The organism is Streptomyces sp. B3I8, assembly GCF_030816915.1.
Lineage (GTDB): Bacteria > Actinomycetota > Actinomycetes > Streptomycetales > Streptomycetaceae > Streptomyces.
On record NZ_JAUSYN010000002.1, the window covers coordinates 1,389,440 to 1,408,978 of the forward strand.

17 protein-coding genes and 1 pseudogene are annotated in these 19,539 nt (G+C 72.3%); 8 read left to right on the forward strand and 10 right to left on the reverse strand.

Translation table 11 applies throughout. The annotated features are described in order from the left end of the window. Window positions 1-37: 37 nt before the first annotated feature. Window positions 38-2,587 (reverse strand): FHA domain-containing protein, encoded by a 2,550-nt coding sequence (locus QFZ64_RS08480; RefSeq protein ID WP_307063961.1) that lies wholly within the window; start codon window positions 2,585-2,587, stop codon window positions 38-40. A gap of 392 nt (window positions 2,588-2,979) precedes the next feature. On the opposite strand from QFZ64_RS08480, the gene QFZ64_RS08485 reads away from it, so the two are divergent. After that, window positions 2,980-5,154: a streptophobe family protein gene (locus tag QFZ64_RS08485; protein WP_307063963.1), complete on the forward strand. Its 2,175-nt coding sequence runs from the start codon at window positions 2,980-2,982 to the stop codon at window positions 5,152-5,154. A gap of 113 nt (window positions 5,155-5,267) precedes the next feature. Further along, window positions 5,268-6,479, forward strand: coding sequence for a phosphoserine phosphatase SerB (gene serB, locus QFZ64_RS08490; protein WP_307063966.1), 1,212 nt, complete (start codon window positions 5,268-5,270; stop codon window positions 6,477-6,479). Between the two features lie 118 nt (window positions 6,480-6,597). Here serB and QFZ64_RS08495 read toward each other — a convergent pair whose 3' ends face one another. From QFZ64_RS08495 to QFZ64_RS08510, 4 genes are all read right to left on the reverse strand, one after another. Beyond that, entirely contained in the window at window positions 6,598-7,116 is a 519-nt protein-coding gene (locus QFZ64_RS08495) for a histidine phosphatase family protein (protein WP_307063967.1), read from the reverse strand. Between the two features lie 54 nt (window positions 7,117-7,170). Then, complete coding sequence (locus tag QFZ64_RS08500; RefSeq protein ID WP_307063969.1) at window positions 7,171-7,380, reverse strand: hypothetical protein; 210 nt, start codon at window positions 7,378-7,380, stop codon at window positions 7,171-7,173. A 159-nt stretch (window positions 7,381-7,539) separates the two neighbouring features. Continuing rightward, window positions 7,540-7,656, reverse strand: a complete 117-nt coding sequence (locus tag QFZ64_RS08505; protein WP_307063970.1) for an SGM_5486 family transporter-associated protein — start codon at window positions 7,654-7,656, stop codon at window positions 7,540-7,542. A 50-nt stretch (window positions 7,657-7,706) separates the two neighbouring features. After that, entirely contained in the window at window positions 7,707-9,029 is a 1,323-nt protein-coding gene (locus QFZ64_RS08510) for an MFS transporter (RefSeq protein WP_307063971.1), read from the reverse strand. Window positions 9,030-9,117: 88 nt separating this feature from the next. Here QFZ64_RS08510 and QFZ64_RS08515 point away from each other — a divergent pair, with 88 nt between their 5' ends. Then, window positions 9,118-9,810 carry a FadR/GntR family transcriptional regulator gene (locus tag QFZ64_RS08515; protein WP_307063973.1) on the forward strand — a complete coding sequence of 231 codons (693 nt, stop codon included), beginning with the start codon at window positions 9,118-9,120 and terminating at the stop codon, window positions 9,808-9,810. A gap of 102 nt (window positions 9,811-9,912) precedes the next feature. Here QFZ64_RS08515 and fabI read toward each other — a convergent pair whose 3' ends face one another. The 3 genes from fabI to QFZ64_RS08530 form a co-directional block, all read right to left on the reverse strand. After that, window positions 9,913-10,680, reverse strand: coding sequence for an enoyl-ACP reductase FabI (gene fabI / locus QFZ64_RS08520; RefSeq protein WP_307063974.1), 768 nt, complete (start codon window positions 10,678-10,680; stop codon window positions 9,913-9,915). 5 nt (window positions 10,681-10,685) lie between these two features. Beyond that, on the reverse strand, window positions 10,686-11,390 hold the full coding sequence (gene fabG / locus QFZ64_RS08525; RefSeq protein ID WP_307063976.1) for a 3-oxoacyl-[acyl-carrier-protein] reductase: 705 nt from the start codon (window positions 11,388-11,390) through the stop codon (window positions 10,686-10,688). Window positions 11,391-11,674: 284 nt separating this feature from the next. Continuing rightward, a complete protein-coding gene (locus QFZ64_RS08530) occupies window positions 11,675-12,007 on the reverse strand; it encodes a hypothetical protein (protein ID WP_307063978.1) in 333 nt (110 codons plus the stop codon). A gap of 293 nt (window positions 12,008-12,300) precedes the next feature. Between QFZ64_RS08530 and QFZ64_RS08535 the strand changes: the two genes are divergently transcribed. From QFZ64_RS08535 to tyrS, 3 genes are all read left to right on the forward strand, one after another. Next, entirely contained in the window at window positions 12,301-13,824 is a 1,524-nt protein-coding gene (locus tag QFZ64_RS08535; RefSeq protein WP_307063980.1) for a TldD/PmbA family protein, read from the forward strand. Window positions 13,825-13,906: 82 nt separating this feature from the next. Beyond that, the gene (locus tag QFZ64_RS08540) at window positions 13,907-15,310 is read left to right on the forward strand and encodes a metallopeptidase TldD-related protein (protein WP_307063983.1); all 1,404 of its coding nucleotides are present in this window, start codon (window positions 13,907-13,909) and stop codon (window positions 15,308-15,310) included. Between the two features lie 91 nt (window positions 15,311-15,401). Continuing rightward, on the forward strand, window positions 15,402-16,673 hold the full coding sequence (gene tyrS, locus QFZ64_RS08545; RefSeq protein ID WP_307063985.1) for a tyrosine--tRNA ligase: 1,272 nt from the start codon (window positions 15,402-15,404) through the stop codon (window positions 16,671-16,673). A 417-nt stretch (window positions 16,674-17,090) separates the two neighbouring features. On the opposite strand, the gene QFZ64_RS08550 is transcribed toward tyrS, so the two are convergent. After that, window positions 17,091-17,375, reverse strand: coding sequence for a GlsB/YeaQ/YmgE family stress response membrane protein (locus tag QFZ64_RS08550; protein WP_307063986.1), 285 nt, complete (start codon window positions 17,373-17,375; stop codon window positions 17,091-17,093). Window positions 17,376-17,665: 290 nt separating this feature from the next. On the opposite strand from QFZ64_RS08550, the gene QFZ64_RS08555 reads away from it, so the two are divergent. Further along, entirely contained in the window at window positions 17,666-18,061 is a 396-nt protein-coding gene (locus tag QFZ64_RS08555; RefSeq protein ID WP_307063988.1) for a DUF3099 domain-containing protein, read from the forward strand. A gap of 225 nt (window positions 18,062-18,286) precedes the next feature. Continuing rightward, window positions 18,287-18,544: a hypothetical protein gene (locus tag QFZ64_RS08560; protein WP_307071618.1), complete on the forward strand. Its 258-nt coding sequence runs from the start codon at window positions 18,287-18,289 to the stop codon at window positions 18,542-18,544. Here the strand turns inward: QFZ64_RS08560 and moaA are convergent. Continuing rightward, window positions 18,527-19,517: pseudogene (moaA, locus tag QFZ64_RS08565) on the reverse strand (GTP 3',8-cyclase MoaA). The gene QFZ64_RS08560 and the pseudogene moaA overlap by 18 nt on opposite strands. Between the last annotated feature and the right edge of the window lie 22 nt (window positions 19,518-19,539).

The following is a 19,539-nucleotide window of genomic DNA, read 5'->3' on the forward strand; positions in this document are numbered from 1 at the left end:
CCGCCCTTCGCCGTACGCGCGAAGGCCTACGGGGAGGTCACTTGCGCATGACCTCCGGCTCGTGGCGGCGCAGGAAGCGGGCCACGAAGAAGCCGCAGATCACGCCGAGAACCAGCAGCGCGGCCATGTCCATGCCCCAGGCGGAGGCCTCGTGGTTCCACAGCGGGTCGGTGCTGCCCGGGTCGTCGCTGTTGGGCGCGATGTTGTTGAAGTCCAGCGTGGTGCCGGCGGCGGCGACCGCCCAGCGGGACGGCATCAGGTACGAGAACTCGTTGACGCCGACCGTGCCGTGCAGCGTGAACAGGCAGCCGGTGAACACCACCTGGACGATGGCGAACATGACCAGCAGCGGCATGGTCTTCTCGGCCGTCTTCACCAGCGAGGAGATGACCAGGCCGAACATCATCGAGGCGAAGCCGAGCGCCATGATCGGCAGGCACAGCTCGAACAGGGTGTTGCTCTTGAGGATGAGCCCCTCCCCGGGGATCTCCCGGCTGGAGAAGCCGATCAGGCCGACCAGCAGCCCCTGAAGCACCGTGACGGCGCCGAGGACGACCACCTTGGACATCAGGTACGCCGACCGGGACAGCCCCGTCGCGCGTTCCCGTTCGTAGATGACCCGTTCCTTGATCAGCTCGCGGACGGAGTTGGCGGCGCCCGCGAAACAGGCACCGACGGCGAGGATCAGCAGGACCGTGGTCGCCGTGCCGTTCGGGAAGGGCACACCGGTCGACGGATTGATCCGATTGACCAGCAGGCCCTTGTCCGAGTCGATCAGCAGGCTGACCGCGCCGAGCACCGCGGGCAGGATCACCGTCAGGGCGAGGAAACCCTTGTCCGAGACGATGACCGAGACGTAGCGCCGGATCAGGGTGACGAGCTGGGACGTCCAGCCCTGTGGCTTGGGCGGCCTGATCGCCTGCGGCGGTGGCATGTGCACCGACTGCGGGGCCACCGCGTCGATGTCGGCCGCGTACATCTGGTAGTGCTGCGAACCCTTCCAGCGGCCCGCCCAGTCGTAGTCGCGGTAGTTCTCGAAGGCGGAGAAGACGTCGGCCCAGGAGTCGTAGCCGAAGAAGTTCAGCGCCTCCTCGGGCGGGCCGAAGTAGGCGACCGAGCCGCCCGGGGCCATCACCAGGAGTTTGTCGCAGATCGCCAGCTCGGCCACCGAGTGGGTGACGACGAGGACCGTGCGGCCGTCGTCGGCGAGGCCGCGCAGCAGCTGCATGACGTCGCGGTCCATGCCCGGGTCGAGGCCGGAGGTCGGCTCGTCCAGGAAGATCAGCGACGGCTTGGTGAGCAGCTCCAGGGCGACGGAGACACGCTTGCGCTGGCCGCCGGAGAGGGAGCTGACCTTCTTGTCCTTGTGGATGTCGAGCTTGAGCTCGCGCAGCACCTCGTCGATGCGGGCCTGGCGCTCGGCGCGCGTGGTGTCGGCGGGGAAGCGCAGCTTGGCCGCGTACTTCAGGGCCCGCTTGACGGACAGCTCCTTGTGCAGGATGTCGTCCTGCGGCACGAGACCGATGCGCTGGCGCAGCTCGGCGAACTGCTTGTACAGGTTCCGGTTGTCGTAGAGGACGTCGCCCTGGTTGGCGGGGCGGTAGCCGGTGAGCGCCTTCAGCAGCGTCGACTTGCCGGAACCGGAGGGGCCGATCACCGCGATCAGCGACTTCTCGGGGACGCCGAAGGAGACGTCCCGCAGGATCTGCTTCCCGCCGTCGACCGTGACGGTCAGGTGGCGGGCGGAGAAGGAGACCTCACCGGTGTCGACGAACTCCTCGAGCCGGTCGCCGACGACCCTGAACGTCGAGTGGCCGACGCCGACGACGTCGGTGGGACCGAGCTGGACGGAGCCGCCCTTGGGCACCGGACCGCCGTTGACGTACGTGCCGTTGTGAGAACCGAGGTCACGGATCTCCAGGCGGCCGTCGGGCGTGGCGTGGAACTCGGCGTGGTTGCGGGAGACCTGCAGGTCGGAGACGACCAGGTCGTTCTCCAGGGCGCGGCCGATGCGCATCACGCGGCCCAGCGAGAACTGGTGGAACGTGGTGGGGCTGCGGTCGCCGTAACCCGGCGCCGCCGCCGCGCCGTCGCCCGACCCGCCCGGCTGGACGGGGGCCGCGGCGGGGCCGTGGTTCAGCTGCTGCGGGATCTGCGGCTGCGGGCCCTGCGGCTGCGGCGGGGCGGCCTGCTGCGCGGGGCCGCCGGGCGCCTGCTGTCCCCAGCCGGGGCCCGCTCCCTGCGCGGCGTACGGCTGCTGCTGGGGCCCCGCCTGCGGGGCGGCGACGGCGGCCTCGGCGGCGGAGAGATTCAGCCGCGGTCCGTCGGTCGCGTTACCCAGGTTGACGACCGTGCCGGAGGCGAGCTCCACACGGTCCACGCGCTGCCCCCGCGCGAACGTGCCGTTGGTGCTGCCGTGGTCCACCAGCACCCAGCCGCGGCCGTCGAAGGAGACCGTGCCGTGCCGCCAGGAGACCCTGGCGTCGTCGAACACGATGTCACCCTGCGGATCGCGCCCGAGGGTGTATGACCTGGACGGGTCGAGCGTCCAGGTCCGTCCGTTTGTTTCCAGTACGAGTTCTGGCACTCCATGCCCCACTGAGTTGTCCCCCGAATTACCCCCGTCGCGGGGAGTCTAGGGATGTCGAACATCGTGGGGAACTATTTCAGGCGGCTGCCCCTGACCGAAAGTCGGGCCATGCGAAGACCGGGTACGACGCCTTTGGGTGTGTACGCGCCTCCGTCGTCGCCGGGGGTTGAAACCGGGCCGGGTAGTGGTAAACCACGCGAGGGGGACATCCGCCGGGCCGGGCGGGTGAGGGTGGGTGCGCCGCGACGCGGAGTACGCGGATCGGGGGATCGGGGGGATCGGCCATGGGTGCTGTGTCGGCCGGGCGGGACCGGGGGAACGGGTCCGGGGGGCGTGGCTCCGAAGGGCGTGTGCCCACGGGGCTTGCGTCCGCGGGGCGCGGCGGGGGTGTGCCGTGGAAGGACGTGCTGCTCACCGCGTTCGCGTGCGTCGGCTGGGCGGTCGTCGGGATGGCGGGCACCGCCGCGCTCGGGTTGCGCCTGCTCGACGCGGACTCGGCCGGCTCGGGGGGCTCGTTGGCGCCGATGACCGCGGCGGCGGTGGCGCTCGGCGCGGGCGGGGCGGTCCGGCCCGCCGGTGACCTGTCGGTGTACGGGTTCGAGGGGGCCGAGGCGACGACCGCGCTGAGGTTCACGCCACTGGGCGTCGGGCTGGTGGGCGCGCTGCTGCTGTCCTGGTTCTTCCTGCGGTCCCTGCGGGCGGCGGGGGTTGCTCCGACCCCGGGTGAACTCCTCGTGCGGGCCGGTGCGGTGGTCGTGCTGTTCGTGGCGGTGCTCGGCGGGCTCGCCCGGGCGGGACACGACGTCGTCACGCTGGACGGGAGCGCGCTGGGCATCGACTCGCTGCCGGGCATGGGCGGCGGGGCGTCGAAGGGTTCGGGGTCGGGGGGCCTGGACATTCCCGGGCTCGGGGATCTCGGTGACCTGGGCGGCCTGGGGGATCTCGGCGGCTCGCTGCCGGACCGGCTGGGCGATCTGGTGCGCGCCAAGGCCGCGGTCGGGTTCACCGTGGACACCGGTCCGACGCTGCTGGGTGGCGCTCTGTGGGCGACGGGAGTGTTACTGCTCGCGCTGCTCGCCTCCCGCCGGACCCCGCTGCCACGCGGCTGGGATGCCGTCCACCGGGTGGTACGGCCGGCCGTGTCCGCGCTGGTCACGGTGTTGCTGACGGCGGTGGTGGCGGGCCTCGCGGCGGCGGCGTACGCGGCGATCGGCGACGCGCACCCGAAGCGGATCGCGGGCGCGGCCCTGCTGGCCACGCCCGACGGGGTGTGGCTGGGCGTGCCGATCGGCCTGTTCGTCCCGTGGGACGGCACGGTCACCGGAGCGCTCGCGGGGCTTCTGCCCGACCCTGTGGACCGCCTGCTGAGCACCGGGTCCGGCGAGCCCGTCACCCTGGGGCGGCTCGCCGAACTGGACGGACGGGTGTGGCTGTTGGGGGTGGCGGCGGCGCTGATGATGCTGCTGGCCGGGGTGTTGACCGCGGTACGGACGCCGGTGCCGTCGCCGGTGCGGGCCGGGTCACCGGTCGGGGTGGCGGCTACGGCATCTGCGGGAGGGGCCGCTGGCGGGAGCGGCCCGGAAGCGAGTGGCCCCACCGTACGAGGGACGGGTCCGCTCGGCTTCGCGGGGCGCTGCGCGCTGCGGCTCGGCATCGCGACGGCGGTGGCACTGCCCCTGCTGGCCTGGTTGACGGAGGTGTCGGTGGACGCCTCGGTGTCGGTGCTCGGCGTCGACGCGTTCGGGGCGGCGCTGGAACTCCACGGGCACCTCGGCACGGCACTGCTGCTGGGGGCGCTGTGGGGCGCGGGGGCGGGAGTGGTGGGGGCGGCGCTGGCCTGGGTGTGCGGGGCCGCGGGGCGGGGGGCGGTGCCGGGGACCGCGGGCGTGGTGGGGAATGCGGGCGTGCTGGGGAATGCGGGGACGGTAGGGGCTGTCGGGTCCCCGGGGGTCGTAGAGACGTCCGGGGTGTCCCGGGGGGCGGTGCCCTCCGAGGTGACCATGCGGCTTCACCAGGCCGAACCGGCCCGGGGCGCCCGACCGACCCGAGGTGCCGAGCCCTCGCGGAAGACCGCCGGACCGTATCGGCCGACCGTGCCCCACCGGGCGCCCGACCCCGACACCGATCCGTATGTGCGGGATCTACGGGACCCACGGATGCCGGACGGCGAGGGAGGCGGGCGGGAACCGGAGGACGCGAGGCCGCCGGGGGCCCCGAGGCCCGGTGGGCAGGAACCGCAGGACGCGAGGCCGCCGGGGACGCGCGAGCGGCCCGGCCCCGATGTGCACGGGGCGCCCACGATGGTCGGGCCTGTGGCCCCTCCCAAGCCGACCGCGCCGCCACGGTCGAGGGCGCCCCTGCGGCCGACAGTGCCGCCGCTGCCGCCGGTGGCACCACCGCCACCGCCTCCCCGGACACCACCGTCTCCGCCTCCCCCGACACCACCGTCTCCGCCCGGCCGCCCTCCCGGTCGTCCTTCCGGTCCGCCCCCGGAGCCACCCCCCCCCCCCCCCCCCCCCCCCCCCCCCCCCGAGCCGCCTCGGAGGCGGCCGGAGCGGAGGTGAGTGATCCGCCCGCGCCCGGCGGCCGGCGGGGCCGGCCGCCGCCCCCCGTTCCGTGTCCGTCAGGCGGACCACGGGGGCGCGGGGCACGGGGTGACAGATACGGTGGAGACACCATGAGCGCATCGCAGACCACCGACACGCCCACTCTCCTTGTCAAGATCTTCGGCAAGGACCGCCCCGGCATGACGGCCGGGCTGTTCGACACCCTCGCCGCCTACTCCGTCGACGTGGTCGACATCGAGCAGGTCGTCACCCGGGGCCGGATGGTGCTCTGCGCGCTGGTGACGCAGCCGGCTGCCGGCACGGAGGGTGACCTGCGGGCCACCGTCCACAGCTGGGCGGAGTCGATGCGAATGCAGGCGGAGATCATCTCCGGCACGGGCGACAACCGTCCCCGCGGGTCGGGACGCTCGTTGGTGACAGTGCTCGGCCACCCGCTCACCGCGGAGGCCACGGCCGCGATCGCGGCCTGGATCAGCGGAACGGGCGCCAACATCGACCGTATCTTCCGGCTCGCCAAGTACCCGGTGACGGCGGTGGAGTTCGCCGTCTCCGGGGTGGAGACCGGGCCCCTGCGGACCGCGCTGGCGACCGGGGCCGCGGCCCTCGGTGTCGATGTCGCCGTGGTCTCGGCCGGGCTGCACCGGCGGGCGCAGCGCCTGGTGGTGATGGATGTCGACTCCACGCTCATCCAGGACGAGGTCATCGAGCTCTTCGCCGCGCACGCGGGGTGCGAGGAGCAGGTCGCCGAGGTGACCGCCGCCGCGATGCGGGGCGAGCTGGACTTCGCGCAGTCGCTGCACGCGCGGGTCGCGCTGCTGAAGGGACTCGACGCGTCCGTGGTGGACAAGGTGCGCAGCGAGATCCGGCTCACGCCGGGTGCGCGCACGCTGATCCGTACGCTGAAGCGGCTCGGCTACCAGGTTGGCGTCGTCTCCGGCGGCTTCACCCAGGTCACCGACGATCTGCGGGAGCGGCTCGGGCTGGACTTCGCCCAGGCCAACACGTTGGAGATAGTCGACGGCAGGCTCACCGGGCGGGTCACGGGTGAGGTGGTCGACCGGGCGGGCAAGGCGCGGCTGCTGCACCGGTTCGCGGCGGAGGCCGGGGTGCCGCTGGCGCAGACGGTGGCGATCGGCGACGGGGCGAACGATCTGGACATGTTGAACGCGGCGGGACTGGGGGTCGCGTTCAACGCGAAGCCGGTGGTGCGGCAGGCCGCGCACACGGCGGTGAACTTCCCCTTCCTCGACACCGTGCTGTACCTGCTGGGGATCACGCGGGAAGAGGTCGAGGCGGCGGACACTCACGACGACTCCGTGTAGCGACGCGAGGGCCGGGGCCCCGGGCTCACACTCGGGAGCCCGGGAACCGGACGTCCGGATACTCCGTCTGCGGTTACTTCGTCGAGCAGCAGCTCCGTGCGGCTGCTCCGTCGTGCAGTTACTCCGTAGGGGCCCAGTAGTCGTCGAGTGCGGCGCTGCCGGGTTCCAGGGCCTTCCAGGGGCCGTCGAAGGTGAGGACGGCGAACGCGGCCGTGGGAAAACCCCGGCGGGTCATGCGGTCACGGGCACTGGCGTCCGCCTGGCCGGTGAGGACCTCGGCCAGGCCCTGGATGCCGGGGTTGTGGCCGATGAGGACGATGCTGCGGGTGTCGTCGGGGGTCTCGTTGAGCACGGCGATCAGTTCGCCGGGCGAGGCGTCGTAGATCCGCTCCTCGTAGACGGTCTTCGGGCGGTGCGGAAGCTCGTGGACGGCGAGTTTCCAGGTCTCCCGGGTCCGGGTCGAGGTGGAGCACAGGGCCAGGTCGAAGTCGATGCCCGAGTCGGCCAGCCTGCGGCCGGCGACGGGGGCGTCCTTGCGTCCCCGTTCGGCGAGCGGACGCTCGTGGTCGGCGACCTGGGGCCAGTCGGCCTTCGCATGTCGGAGGAGGACGATCCTGCGGGGTTCTGCGACGCTCATGTGTCCCAGCTTCGCACGAAACAGGCCGATGGGCTCAGGGAGTTGGCCGAGCCGCTACGGGTGGTCGATCAGCTGCGCGGCGTGTTCGACCACGTGCGTGAGCCCGGTGTCCGCACCGGCCGTGCCCGCGTGGGCGGGGTTGAGTATGAGCGTCAGGAGCACGAGGAAGGCCACGACCGGGAGGGCCAGCGCCCACCAGGGCAGCCGGATGTCGACGCCACCCGTGGACGCCGGGCGGGGCGGGGTGTGCGTGGGGGCCGGCATGACGCCTCCAGGGTCTCCGTGTCGTCGTGGTCCGCCGTTCGCGGTCACGATTCGAAGGTACGGAGTCGGGCGTCCTCGGCCCATCCGGTGATCCACCCACTTGACCCTGACACTCACCCCCTAGGGGACAGGGGGGTCAGCCCCACCCTCCGGGTGGGGTCAGGGCGCGGCGATCGTCGCGATGACGGCGATGACCACGAGGATGGCAAGGAACGTGCCGAAGATGAGCAGCATCTTCTTCTGGCCGTTCTGCGGGTTCGGTTCGAGGACGGGCATGGGGACAAGTCTCGCACTTCCCGCTCACGGGTCGCCGTGCGGGGGCGGCGTCAGCGCGCCGCCGCCTCGTCCTCCACGGTGCGGTCGCGGCCCGCGAGGACGCCGACGAGGATCTGCGGCACCATGAGGACGGCCATCAGCGCCAGGGGCTGCCCCCAGCCGCCGGAGTGCTGGTAGAGGACGCCGACCAGCAGCGGGCCGGGGATCGAGAGCAGGTATCCGGTGCTCTGGGCGAAGGCGGACAGCTGGGCCACGCCCGCGCCGGTGCGGGCCCGCATGCCGACCATGGTCAGCGCGAGCGGGAACGCGCAGTTGGAGATGCCGAGCAGGAACGCCCAGGCCCAGGCGCCGCCCGCGGGGGCGAGGTAGAGCCCGGCGTACCCGGCGAGGCCGCAGACGCCCAGGACGACGGCGATGGGCCCCTGCTGGGGCAGCCTGGTGGCCACGCGGGGGATGACGAAGGCGAGCGGGACGCCCATCACCATGGTGACGGCGAGCAGCAGTCCGGCCGTGCCGGCGGACAGGCCGGCGTCGCGGTAGATCTGCGCCATCCAGCCCATGGTGATGTACGCGGCGGTCGACTGGAGGCCGAAGAAGACGGCCAGCGCCCAGGCGATGCGGCTGCGGGTGATGCGCACTGCGCTGCCCCCGGCGCGGGGGCCCACGGGGGCGGGCTCGACCGGTTCCGCACCGCGGGCGCGGAGCAGCACGAGCCAGGGCAGGACGGCGACCGCGGCGAGCCCCGCCCACACGGCGAGCCCGGCGCGCCAGTCGCCGTCCATTCCGTCGGTCACGGGCACGGTGACGGCGGCGGGGAGGGCGGTGCCGAGCGCGAGCGCCATCGAGTACAGGCCGGTCATGGGGCCGACCCGGTCGGGGAACCAGCGCTTGACGATGACCGGCATCAGGATGTTGCTGACGGCGATGCCCATGAGCGCGAGGGCGGTGCCGATCAGGAAGCCCACCGTGTTCCCGGCGTAGGGCCGGATCAGCAGTCCGACGGTGATCGCCACCATGCCGGTGCAGACCACGGCGATGAGTCCGAAGCGGCGGGCCAGCCGGGGTGCCATGACGCCGAAGGCGGCGAAGCAGAGGGAGGGCACGGAGGTCAGCACTCCGGCCACGGTGCCGCTCATGCCGAGGCCGTCGCGGACCTCCTCCAGGAGGGCGCCGAGGCTGGTGACGGCGGGGCGGAGGTTGAGGGCGGCCAGGACGATGGCCACGGGAAGGAGCCGCAGCGCCCACGCGCGCGTGGACGCCACGTTCCCGGCGGCCGGGCTCCTGACGGCCGCGTTGTCGGGCACGGAGCCGCGGTCGGCCTTCGTGCCGGGTATCGGGTGGGGTGTCATCGTGCGCGTCCTGTCGCTGGTCATGCCATCCATCATAGAATCATGGGATGATTGGTTGTCCACTCCGTTCCGACTCCCCCGGAGTCACCCGCCCCACACCCGGAGGCGTGCCGTGCCCCTGAGTCATCCGCGCCGTTCGGCGCTGTCCGAGCAGGTCATCACCGCCCTGCGGGCGCAGATCACCTCGGGCGAGTGGCCGGTGGGCTCCCGCATCCCCACCGAACCGGAGCTGGTCGAGCAGCTCGGCGTCGCGCGCAACACGGTGCGGGAGGCCGTGCGCGCCCTCGCGCACAACGGGCTGCTGGACATCCGCCAGGGCTCGGGCACGTACGTCGTGGCGACCAGCGAGCTGGCGGGCGTGATGCACCGCCGGTTCGCCGGCGCGGACGCCGGTCACATCGCGGAGCTGCGCTCGGCACTGGAGTCCGCGGCCGCGCGGCTCGCCGCCGAGCGGCGCACCGAGCGCGATCTGAAGCAGCTGGAGTCACTGCTGGTGCGCCGGGAGGAGGCGTGGCGGTCCGGGGATCCGGAGGCGTTCGTGGCGGCCGACGCGACCTTCCACCTGGCGGTGGTGGCCGCGTCCGGCAACGAGGTCATGACGGCGATGTACGCGGACCTGAGCGAGGTGCTGCGGGACTGGCTGCGCGGCGACGTGGGCACCGAGCTGACGCCGGAGACGTACATGGGCCACGACGTGCTGCTGGATGCCCTGCGCGACGGGAACGCGGCGGCCGCGGCCGCGGCGGCCGGGAGCTACCCGGTGATGTGCCGCCCGGGGCGGCCCATGCCGCCGTCAGCCGACTGACGCCTGGCGTACCGACTGACGTCGCCCCCGTACGCACGGGTGCCCCGCCCCCGCGGGAGGCGGGACGGGGCACCGTACGGCAGGGGGCTCGCGGACGCGGTTTCAGGCGCCGATCGCGTGCAGGCCGCCGTCGACGTGGACGATCTCACCGGTGGTCTTCGGGAACCAGTCGCTCAGCAGGGCGACGATGCCCTTGCCGGCCGGCTCCGGGTCCTTGAGGTCCCACTCCAGCGGGGAGCGGCTGTCCCACACGGCCGCCAGGTCGCTGAAGCCCGGGATGGACTTGGCGGCCATGGAGCCGATCGGACCTGCGGAGATCAGGTTGCAGCGGATGTTCTGCTTGCCCAGGTCGCGCGCCAGGTAGCGGCTGGTGGCCTCCAGGGCGGCCTTGGCCGGGCCCATCCAGTCGTACTGCGGCCAGGCGTACTGCGCGTCGAAGGTGAGGCCGACGACGGAGCCGCCGTTCTGCATCAGCGGCAGGCAGGCCGTGGTCAGCGACTTCAGGGAGTACGCCGAGACGTGCATGGCGGTGGCGACGGACTCGAACGGGGTGTTGAGGAAGTTGCCGCCGAGCGCGTCCTGCGGGGCGAATCCGATGGAGTGGACGACGCCGTCGAGGCCGCCCAGCTCCTCGCCGACGATGTCGGCGAGCCTCCCGAGGTGCTCGTCGTCGGTGACGTCGAGCTCGAGGACCTTGGTGGGCTTCGGCAGCTTCTTGGCGATGCGCTCGGTCAGCGTGGGGCGCGGGAAGGCGGTCAGGATGATCTCCGCGCCCTGCTCCTGGGCCAGCTTGGCGGCGTGGAAGGCGATGGAGGACTCCATCAGCACACCGGTGATCAGGACGCGCTTGCCCTCGAGGATTCCGCTCATGGTGATCAGTGACCCATTCCCAGTCCGCCGTCAACGGGGATGACGGCTCCAGTGATGTACGAGGCGTCGTCCGAGGCGAGGAAGCGCACCGCGGCGGCGATCTCCTCCGACCGCGCGTACCGGCCGAGCGGCACCTGCGCGAGGATCTTCGCCTGCTGGTCCTCGGTGAGCTCCCGGGTCATGTCGGTGTCGACGAAACCGGGCGCGACGACGTTGAAGGTGATGTTGCGCGAGCCCAGCTCACGGGCGAGGGAGCGCGCGAAGCCGACCATCGCGGCCTTGGAGGCGGCGTAGTTCGCCTGCCCCGCGGAGCCGAGCAGGCCGACGACGGAGGAGATCAGGACGACCCGCCCCTTCTTGGCCCGCAGCATGCCGCGGTTGGCCCGCTTGACGACCCGGAAGGTGCCGGTGAGGTTGGTGTCGACGACGGACGTGAAGTCCTCCTCCGACATCCGCATCAGGAGCTGGTCCTTGTTGATGCCGGCATTGGCGACCAGGATCTCGACGGGACCGTGCGTCTCCTCGATCTCCTTGTAGGCCTGCTCCACCTGCTCGGTGTCGGTGATGTCGCACTTGACGGCCAGGAACCCCTGGGGCGGCTCACCCGAGCGGTACGTGATCGCGACCTTGTCGCCGGCGTCGGCGAAAGCGCGGGCGATGGCGAGGCCGATGCCCCGGTTGCCTCCGGTGACGAGAACCGAGCGGCTCAACGGATCACCCTTTCGATAGCGGTCTGGAGCCCCTGCGAGACAGGCGCCTTCACCAGGGAATCTATCGGTCCGTCCGCTTCCGGAGGCAATCGGGCACCGACAGTGGCACGGGGCACGTCCTGTCGGGTCCCTACAGTCGGCGCCGCGTGCGGCCCCGGACGAGGGGCAGCGTCTCGTACGTCTGCCGGTGGTCGTGCGGGTTCACGTCGTACGGGACGCCGACGGGCGGGCACGGGAGTCGCTCCCGTGCCCGCCCGTCGCCCTTGCTTCGCGCGTCGTCCGGCTCAGTACACGTCGTGGGGGTACCAGGACCGGCTGTCGAAGAAGAAGTGGTCGACGGCGAGCCAGTGCCCACCGTCGTAGTAGGCGTACGCCACGGCCTCTTCATTGGCCTGGCCGTTGTCCAGGCTCGTACTCAGGCAGGTGCCGGGGTCGATGATGAAGGTGCTGAAGCCGCCCCGCCGCGGGAACTCCACGTCGATGGGCTGCGCTCGGTGGTTGCAGGCCACCAGCCCGCCGCTGTTTATGGGCCCGTCGGCCATCGCGGCGGGGGCGGACAGTGCCGTGAGTAGACCGGCGGTCGCGGCCGCCAGTGCGGCCACACGACGCATACGCATACGCACTCCTCGGGTCGATGGTCCGATGGTCGTCCGGACCAGCAGGCTCGAACGTACGTGCCCTTTACGCACGGACAGCCATAGATCTTGTAACAGTTGACCAACAACTCGTGTACGAAGGGTAGTTGGGGAGCTCCGAGTGAGAGCGACACGTCACGGCGGCCACCCGCGGCACGTCGCGCGCCCGGGCAATGACACCGGACAGCCCGTCGCCCGTCCCGTCTCCGGGACAGCGCATGGTTCACTGCTGACGAATGAGCACATCTCGCGATGGTGACAAGGGGAGGCCGCTCGTGGCCCACGAGGTCGATCAGTCATTCCTGGCGCTGCCGTTGCGCGCGCTCGCCGACGCCGCGCTCGCCCGGGCGCGGGCGCTGGGGGCCGAGCACGCGGACTTCCGGTTCGAACGGGTGCGCAACGCGGCCTGGCGGCTGCGGGACGCCCGGCCCGCCGGGTCCTCGGACACCACCGATCTCGGGTATGCGGTGCGGGTGGTGCACGGCGGGGCCTGGGGCTTCGCCTCCGGGGTGGACCTGACGATGGACGCCGCCGCGAAGGTCGCCTCGCAGGCCGTGGCCATGGCCAAGCTGTCGGCGCGGGTGAGCGCGGCGGCGGGGTCGAAGGAGCGGGTGGAGCTCGCCTCCGAGCCCGTGCACGCCGAGCGGACGTGGGTGTCGTCGTACGAGATCGACCCGTTCTCCGTGCCCGACGAGGAGAAGGCGGGGCTGCTCACCGAGTGGAGCGCGCGGCTGCTCGCGGCCGACGGCGTCGACCACGTGGACGCCTCGCTGCTCACGGTGCACGAGAACAAGTTCTACGCCGACACCGCGGGGACCGTGACCACCCAGCAACGGGTGCGGCTGCACCCGCAGTTCACCGCCGTCTCCGTCGACGGGTCGACCGGCGAGTTCGACTCCATGCGCACCCTCGCACCCCCGGTGGGACGCGGCTGGGAGTACCTGACGGGCACCGGCTGGGACTGGGCGGACGAGCTGGACCGGATCCCGGAGCTGCTCGCCGAGAAGATGCGGGCGCCGAGCGTCGAGGGCGGGGTCTACGACCTGGTCGTCGACCCGTCGAACCTGTGGCTGACCATCCACGAGTCGATCGGCCACGCCACCGAGCTCGACCGGGCGCTCGGCTACGAGGCCGCCTACGCCGGCACCTCCTTCGCCACCTTCGACAGGCTCGGCACGCTCAAGTACGGCTCCGAGCTGATGAACGTCACCGGCGACCGCACCGCCGAGCACGGGCTCGCCACGATCGGCTACGACGACGAGGGTGTCGAGGCGCAGTCCTGGGACCTGGTGAAGGACGGCACCCTGGTCGGCTACCAGCTCGACCGGCGGATCGCGCGGCTGACCGGCTTCGACCGGTCCAACGGGTGCGCGTACGCCGACTCCCCCGGCCATGTTCCCGTGCAGCGCATGGCCAACGTGTCGCTGCGGCCCGACCCCGCGGGGATGTCCACGGAGGACCTCATCGGGGGTGTGGACCGCGGGATCTACGTGGTCGGGGACCGGTCCTGGTCGATCGACATGCAGCGGTACAACTTCCAGTTCACCGGGCAGCGGTTCTTCCGGATCGAGAACGGGCGGCTCACCGGGCAGCTCCGGGACGTCGCCTACCAGGCGACGACCACCGACTTCTGGGGCTCCATGGCGGCCGTCGGCGGCCCGTCCACCTATGTGCTCGGCGGCGCCTTCAACTGCGGCAAGGCCCAGCCCGGGCAGGTCGCCTCGGTGTCGCACGGCTGCCCGTCGGCCCTCTTCCGGGGCGTCAACATCCTCAACACCACGCAGGAGGCCGGTCGATGAGGACCACTACGGCGTTCGGCCGGGGGTCCGGGGAGCGCCCCCCGGGAAAACACAGTCTCAACACCACGCAGGAGGCCGGTCGATGAGCGCGCGTACCAGCACGGCGCACCAGGCGCACGAGATCGTCGAGCGGGCGCTGGAGCTGTCCCGGGCGGACGGCTGCGTCGTCATCGCCGACGAGCGCTCCACCGCCAATCTGCGCTGGGCGGGCAACGCGCTGACCACCAACGGCGTCACGCGCGGGCGCACGCTCACCGTGATCGCGGTCGTCGACGGCAAGGAGGGCACGGCCTCCGGCGTGGTCTCCCGCTCGGCGGTGACCACGGACGAGCTGGAGCCGCTGGTGCGGGCCGCCGAGGCCGCCGCGCGCGGCGCCGGTCCGGCCGAGGACGCGCAGCCGCTGGTCACCGGCGTACCGGCCTCGCCAGGCTTCACCGAGGCGCCCGTCGAGACCTCCTCGGCCGTCTTCGACGCCTTCGCGCCCGCCCTCGGCGACGCGTTCGCCCGCGCCCGGTCCGGCGGACGGGAACTGTACGGCTTCGCCAGCCACGAGACGGTCTCCAGCTACCTGGGCAGCTCGACCGGGCTGCGGCTGCGGCACGACCAGCCCACGGGGACGCTGGAGCTGAACGCCAAGTCCCCGGACCATGCGCGCTCGGCGTGGGCCGGCCGCGCCACGCGGGACTTCACCGACGTGGACCCGGCGGCGCTCGACGCGGAACTCGCCGTACGCCTGGGCTGGGCCGAGCGGCGGGTGGAGCTGCCGGCGGGCCGGTACGAGACGCTGCTGCCGCCGGCGGCCGTGGCGGACCTGCTGATCTACCAGCTCTGGTCGGCGGCGGCCCGGGACGCCGCCGAGGGCCGTACGGTCTTCAGCCGGCCCGGCGGCGGCACCCGCGTCGGCGAGCAGCTGTCCGAGCTGCCGCTGACGCTGCGCAGCGACCCGCACGAGCCGGGCCTGGAGTGCGCCCCGTTCGTCCTCGCGCACTCCTCGGGGGACGACCGGTCCGTGTTCGACAACGGGCTGCCGCTCACCGCCACCGAGTGGCTCTCCGGCGGCACCCTGAAGCACCTGACGGCCACCCGGCACGGTGCCGCGCTGACCGGGCTGCCGGTCGCCCCGGCCCTCGGGAACCTGATCCTGGACGGGGGCACGGACCGGTCCCTGGAGGAGATGGTCGCCGAAACGGAACGGGGCCTGCTGCTCACCTGCCTGTGGTACATCCGCGAGGTGGACCCCGCGACGCTGCTGCTGACCGGGCTGACCCGGGACGGCGTCTACCTGGTCGAGAACGGCGAGGTGACCGGCGAGGTCAACAACTTCCGGTTCAACGAGTCGCCGGTGGACCTGCTGGGGCGGGCGACCGAGGCGGGACGCACGGAGAAGACACTGCCGCGGGAGTGGAGCGACTGGTTCACCAGGACCGCGATGCCCCCGCTGCGGGTGCCGGATTTCAACATGAGCTCCGTCAGCCAGGGCGTATAACCTCGTAGCGGGCCGTCACCCGACTGCCCGAGGACCCCCGGGCGGCCCGCGAGCGGCCCGGGAGCGGCATCACCGAGGAGACACGAGAACCGTGACGGACATCGTCGACGAGCTGAAGTGGCGTGGGCTGTTCGCCCAGTCCACCGACGAGGACGCTTTGCGCAAGGCGCTCGCGGACGGTCCCGTCACGTTCTATTGCGGCTTCGACCCGACCGCCCCGTCCCTGCACGTGGGGCACTTGGTCCAGGTGCTCACCGTGCGCCGGCTGCAGCAGGCCGGACACCGGCCGCTGGCGCTGGTCGGCGGGGCCACGGGCCAGATCGGCGACCCACGGCCCACGGCGGAGCGGACACTGAACTCGCCGGAGACCGTCGCGGGCTGGGTCGAGCGGCTGCGCGGCCAGATCGAACCGTTCCTGTCCTTCGAGGGCGAGAACGCGGCCGTCATGGTCAACAATCTCGACTGGACCGCGGGGCTGTCCGCGATCGAGTTCCTGCGGGACATCGGCAAGCACTTCCGCGTCAACAAGATGCTCACCAAGGACTCCGTGGCCCGGCGCCTGGAGTCCTCCGAGGGCATCAGCTACACCGAGTTCAGCTACCAGCTCCTGCAGGCGATGGACTTCCTCGAGCTGCACCGGCGCTACGGCTGCACGATGCAGCAGGGCGGCAGCGACCAGTGGGGCAACCTCACGGCCGGCCTCGACCTGCTGCACCGGCTGGAGCCGGACGCCGCCGTCCACGCCTACGCCACGCCGTTGATGACCAAGGCGGACGGCACCAAGTTCGGCAAGACCGAGGGCGGCGCGGTCTGGCTGGACCCGGAGATGACGACGCCGTACGCGTTCTACCAGTTCTGGCTGAACGTGGACGACCGGGACATCTCGGGCTACCTGCGCATCCTGTCCTTCAAGTCCCGCGAGGAGCTGGAGGAGCTGGAGCGGCAGACCGAGGAGCGGCCGCAGGCGCGGGCGGCGCAGCGGGCGCTGGCCGAGGAGCTGACGGCGCTGGTGCACGGCCCGGAGCAGGCGGCCGCGGTGATCGCCGCGTCGAAGGCGCTGTTCGGCCAGGGCGAGCTGTCGGGTCTGGACGAGACGACCCTGGCTTCGGCGCTCTCCGAGCTGCCGCACGTCCGGGTCACCGGACTCGCCCCGGTCGTGGACCTGTTCGCGGGGGCCGGGCTGGTCGCCAGCAAGTCCGCCGCGCGGCGCACGGTGAAGGAGGGCGGCGCGTACGTGAACAACGTCAAGGTCACGGCCGAGGACGCCGTCCCCGCGGCGGAGGACCTGCTGCACGGGCGGTGGCTGGTACTGCGACGCGGGAAGCGGAACCTGGCGGCGGTGGAGTACACCGCCGGGGCGTGAACCGGACGCCTGCGGCGGGCGGCGTACCCGGATGCGCCCCCGCCCCTCGGCGCCGCGTGGGTGGCGGAGCGGGTAACCGTCCCCGGCTCCGGTGCCTGTGCCCGTGACGGGCAGCGGGGCCGGGTCCGGGGTAGGACTCCCGACCGCCGGCCCTCCGTACCAGCGCCCGCAGCGGCGGATCCGGATACGGCAGCCCTCGGCGCCTGCGGCGGGCGGCGGGGGGTTCCGGGTACGACCCACAACCGCCGGCCCCGGTGTCGCACCCCCGGCGCCGGCCCGGCCAGGGTGCGGTGCCCCTCCGGGTCCCGCACCCTGGCCGGGAACCGTGCGCCGCGGGCCGACCGCGTCCGCAGGTCGGTTCCGGTCCCGCGTGAGCCGGAACCGGTCCACGTGTGATCGGTTCCGCTCCCGCGTGGGTCAGATCCGTTCGCGCTGCCTGCCCTTGCCGCGCATGGCCATGTAGAGCATCTCGCCGAAGAAGACGAGGACGACGGCCGCGGCGAGCTGGAGGAGGTGTCGGCCCCAGTCGATGCCGCGTGTCGCTCCGATGCCGATGCCCCGGGCGATGGCGTTGCCGACGATGCCACCGATGATGCCCATGATCGTGGTCAGCCAGAGCGGGCTGTGCTGCTTGCCCGGGATGATCAGCTTGGCGAGCAGCCCCAGCACCAATCCGACGATGATCGCCCACAACCAGCCCATGATGTCCTCCTCGTACGGCCCGATCTGAGCAGTACGACCAGGTTGGGGGCGGTCCCCCGGACGGCGCATGCGGGAGGGGACCGTCCGGAGGACGCCGGCGTCTCCCCGGCGGCACTCCCCGTGCCCCGACGGCACTCCTGCCGGCACTCACCCGTGCCCCGATCCGGTACCGCCCCGCTCTCGTGGGCCGGGCGGGCGGGGCGTACCGTTGAGATGTCCGGTCGGTGTACTGACCGGGTTCGCACCGGTACGGGCCGGGTGGGCCGTGGGGCAGGCGGGTGGTGGAAGTGATGGCCAGGCGGAGCGGCAGGGGCGGGGCCCAGGTGTTCCGGATCACCGGCGCCCGGCAGGGCCTGGCCGACGATGTGCGCGGTCGGCAGCGCAAGTACGTCATCTCCATGGGGCTGCGCACCGTCGCGGTGATCCTCGCCGCCAGTCTGTGGAACGTGGAACGGTACGTCGCGATCGTCGCCCTGGTGCTCGGCGCGGTACTGCCCTATGTCGCCGTGGTGATCGCCAACGCGGGCCGGGAGAACGCGCCGGGCCTGCCGTCGACCTTCGTCCGGATGCCGACGCCCCCGATGATCCCGCCGCCCGCTGCCGACCGGGCCACCGGTTCCGACGCCGACGACCCGCTGCCCGGAGCGGCCGCGGGCTCGCGCGGAGAGTCGCACCACGGCGCCTGACCACGGGGTACCCGCGGGACCGGTCCCGGCACGTGTTCCGTCACGCGCGTGGGAGCCGAAGAATCCTCAGATCAATCATGCTGTTCCAGTGCCGGGCGGCGGGCTACCCGTGACATACTTCGTACGCGCTCCGCATCCCCCGTCGGAGCGACAGACCGACGCCGGGCAGCTCCCCCCGTGGCTGCTCGGCGTCGCCTTGTGACCGGCCGGTATTGTCGCGGTGTGATGGTCCCCGATGATCCCGCCACTCCGATCTGCTCCGCCAAGGGCTGCCGTGCCGCCGCCGTGTGGGTCCTGGCCTGGAACAACCCCAAGCTGCACACTCCCGATCGCCGCAAGACCTGGCTGGCCTGCGAAGAACACCGGGAGCACCTGTCCCAGTTCCTCGGTGTGCGGGGCTTCCTGAAGGACGTCGTACGGCTCGAGGAGTGGGAGCCGGCCGACGACGACGCCACGGGGGGCGGATCAGCCGCCGATCGCTGACATGGGGCGGTCGGGCTGGAGGAACGTGGGGTCGTCCAGACCGGATCCGGCCTTCTTTCCCCACATCGCCGCGCGCCAGATCCGGGCGATCTCCTCGTCGGGCGCGCCGGAGCGCAGGGCTTCGCGCAGGTCCGTCTCCTCCCGGGCGAACAGGCACGTGCGTACCTGTCCGTCGGCGGTCAGCCGGGTGCGGTCGCAGGCGGCGCAGAACGGGCGGGTGACCGAGGCGATCACGCCCACGCGGTGCGGGCCGCCGTCCACGATCCACCGCTCGGCGGGGGCCGCGCCGCGTTCGTCGGCGCCCTCCGGGGTGAGCGTGAAGCGGGTGCGCAGCGCGGCGAGGATGTCCCCGGCGGTGACCATGCCCTCGCGCTTCCAGCCGTGCTGTGCGTCCAGCGGCATCTGTTCGATGAACCGCAGTTCGTAGTCGTGTTCCACGGCCCAGGCGAGGAGGTCGGGGGCCTCGTCCTCGTTGAGGCCGGGCATCAGGACGGTGTTGACCTTGACGGGGGTCAGTCCGGCGCGCGCGGGCGGCCTCCAGTCCTTCGAGCACGTCCTTGTGACGGTCCCGGCGGGTAAGGGTCCTGAAGACCTCGGGGCGCAGGGTGTCCAGGGAGACGTTGACCCGGTCCAGGCCCGCTTCCTTCAGGGCCGTCGCGGTGCGCCTGAGGCCGATGCCGTTGGTGGTGAGGGACATCCGGGGGCGGGCGCCGAGGGCCGCGACCCGCTCGACGATGCCGACGAGGCCGGGGCGCAGCAGCGGCTCACCGCCGGTGAAGCGGACCTCGGTGATGCCGAGGGTGCCGGTCGCGATGTCGATGAGGCGGACGATCTCGTCGTCCGTGAGCAGGTCCGGCTTGGCCAGCCACTGCAGGCCCTCCTCGGGCATGCAGTAGGTGCACCGCAGGTTGCAGCGGTCGGTCAGCGAGACGCGCAGATCGGTGGCCACCCGGCCGTAGGTGTCGATGAGCACGTGGGCCCCCTCCCTCGGGTCA

Excerpts from the sequence above, each read along its gene's own strand:
- QFZ64_RS08555 (WP_307063988.1), top strand. The coding sequence starts at position 17,666 with ATGGCCAGGCGGAGCGGCAGGGGCGGGGCCCAGGTGTTCCGGATCACC.
- QFZ64_RS08530 (WP_307063978.1), bottom strand. The coding sequence starts at position 12,007 with ATGCGTATGCGTCGTGTGGCCGCACTGGCGGCCGCGACCGCCGGTCTA.
- QFZ64_RS08540 (WP_307063983.1), top strand. The coding sequence starts at position 13,907 with ATGAGCGCGCGTACCAGCACGGCGCACCAGGCGCACGAGATCGTCGAG.
- QFZ64_RS08510 (WP_307063971.1), bottom strand. The coding sequence starts at position 9,029 with ATGACCAGCGACAGGACGCGCACGATGACACCCCACCCGATACCCGGC.
- serB (WP_307063966.1), top strand. The coding sequence starts at position 5,268 with ATGAGCGCATCGCAGACCACCGACACGCCCACTCTCCTTGTCAAGATC.
- QFZ64_RS08560 (WP_307071618.1), top strand. The coding sequence starts at position 18,287 with ATGGTCCCCGATGATCCCGCCACTCCGATCTGCTCCGCCAAGGGCTGC.
- QFZ64_RS08495 (WP_307063967.1), bottom strand. The coding sequence starts at position 7,116 with ATGAGCGTCGCAGAACCCCGCAGGATCGTCCTCCTCCGACATGCGAAG.
- QFZ64_RS08500 (WP_307063969.1), bottom strand. The coding sequence starts at position 7,380 with ATGCCGGCCCCCACGCACACCCCGCCCCGCCCGGCGTCCACGGGTGGC.
- QFZ64_RS08505 (WP_307063970.1), bottom strand. The coding sequence starts at position 7,656 with ATGCCCGTCCTCGAACCGAACCCGCAGAACGGCCAGAAGAAGATGCTG.
- fabI (WP_307063974.1), bottom strand. The coding sequence starts at position 10,680 with ATGAGCGGAATCCTCGAGGGCAAGCGCGTCCTGATCACCGGTGTGCTG.
- QFZ64_RS08550 (WP_307063986.1), bottom strand. The coding sequence starts at position 17,375 with ATGGGCTGGTTGTGGGCGATCATCGTCGGATTGGTGCTGGGGCTGCTC.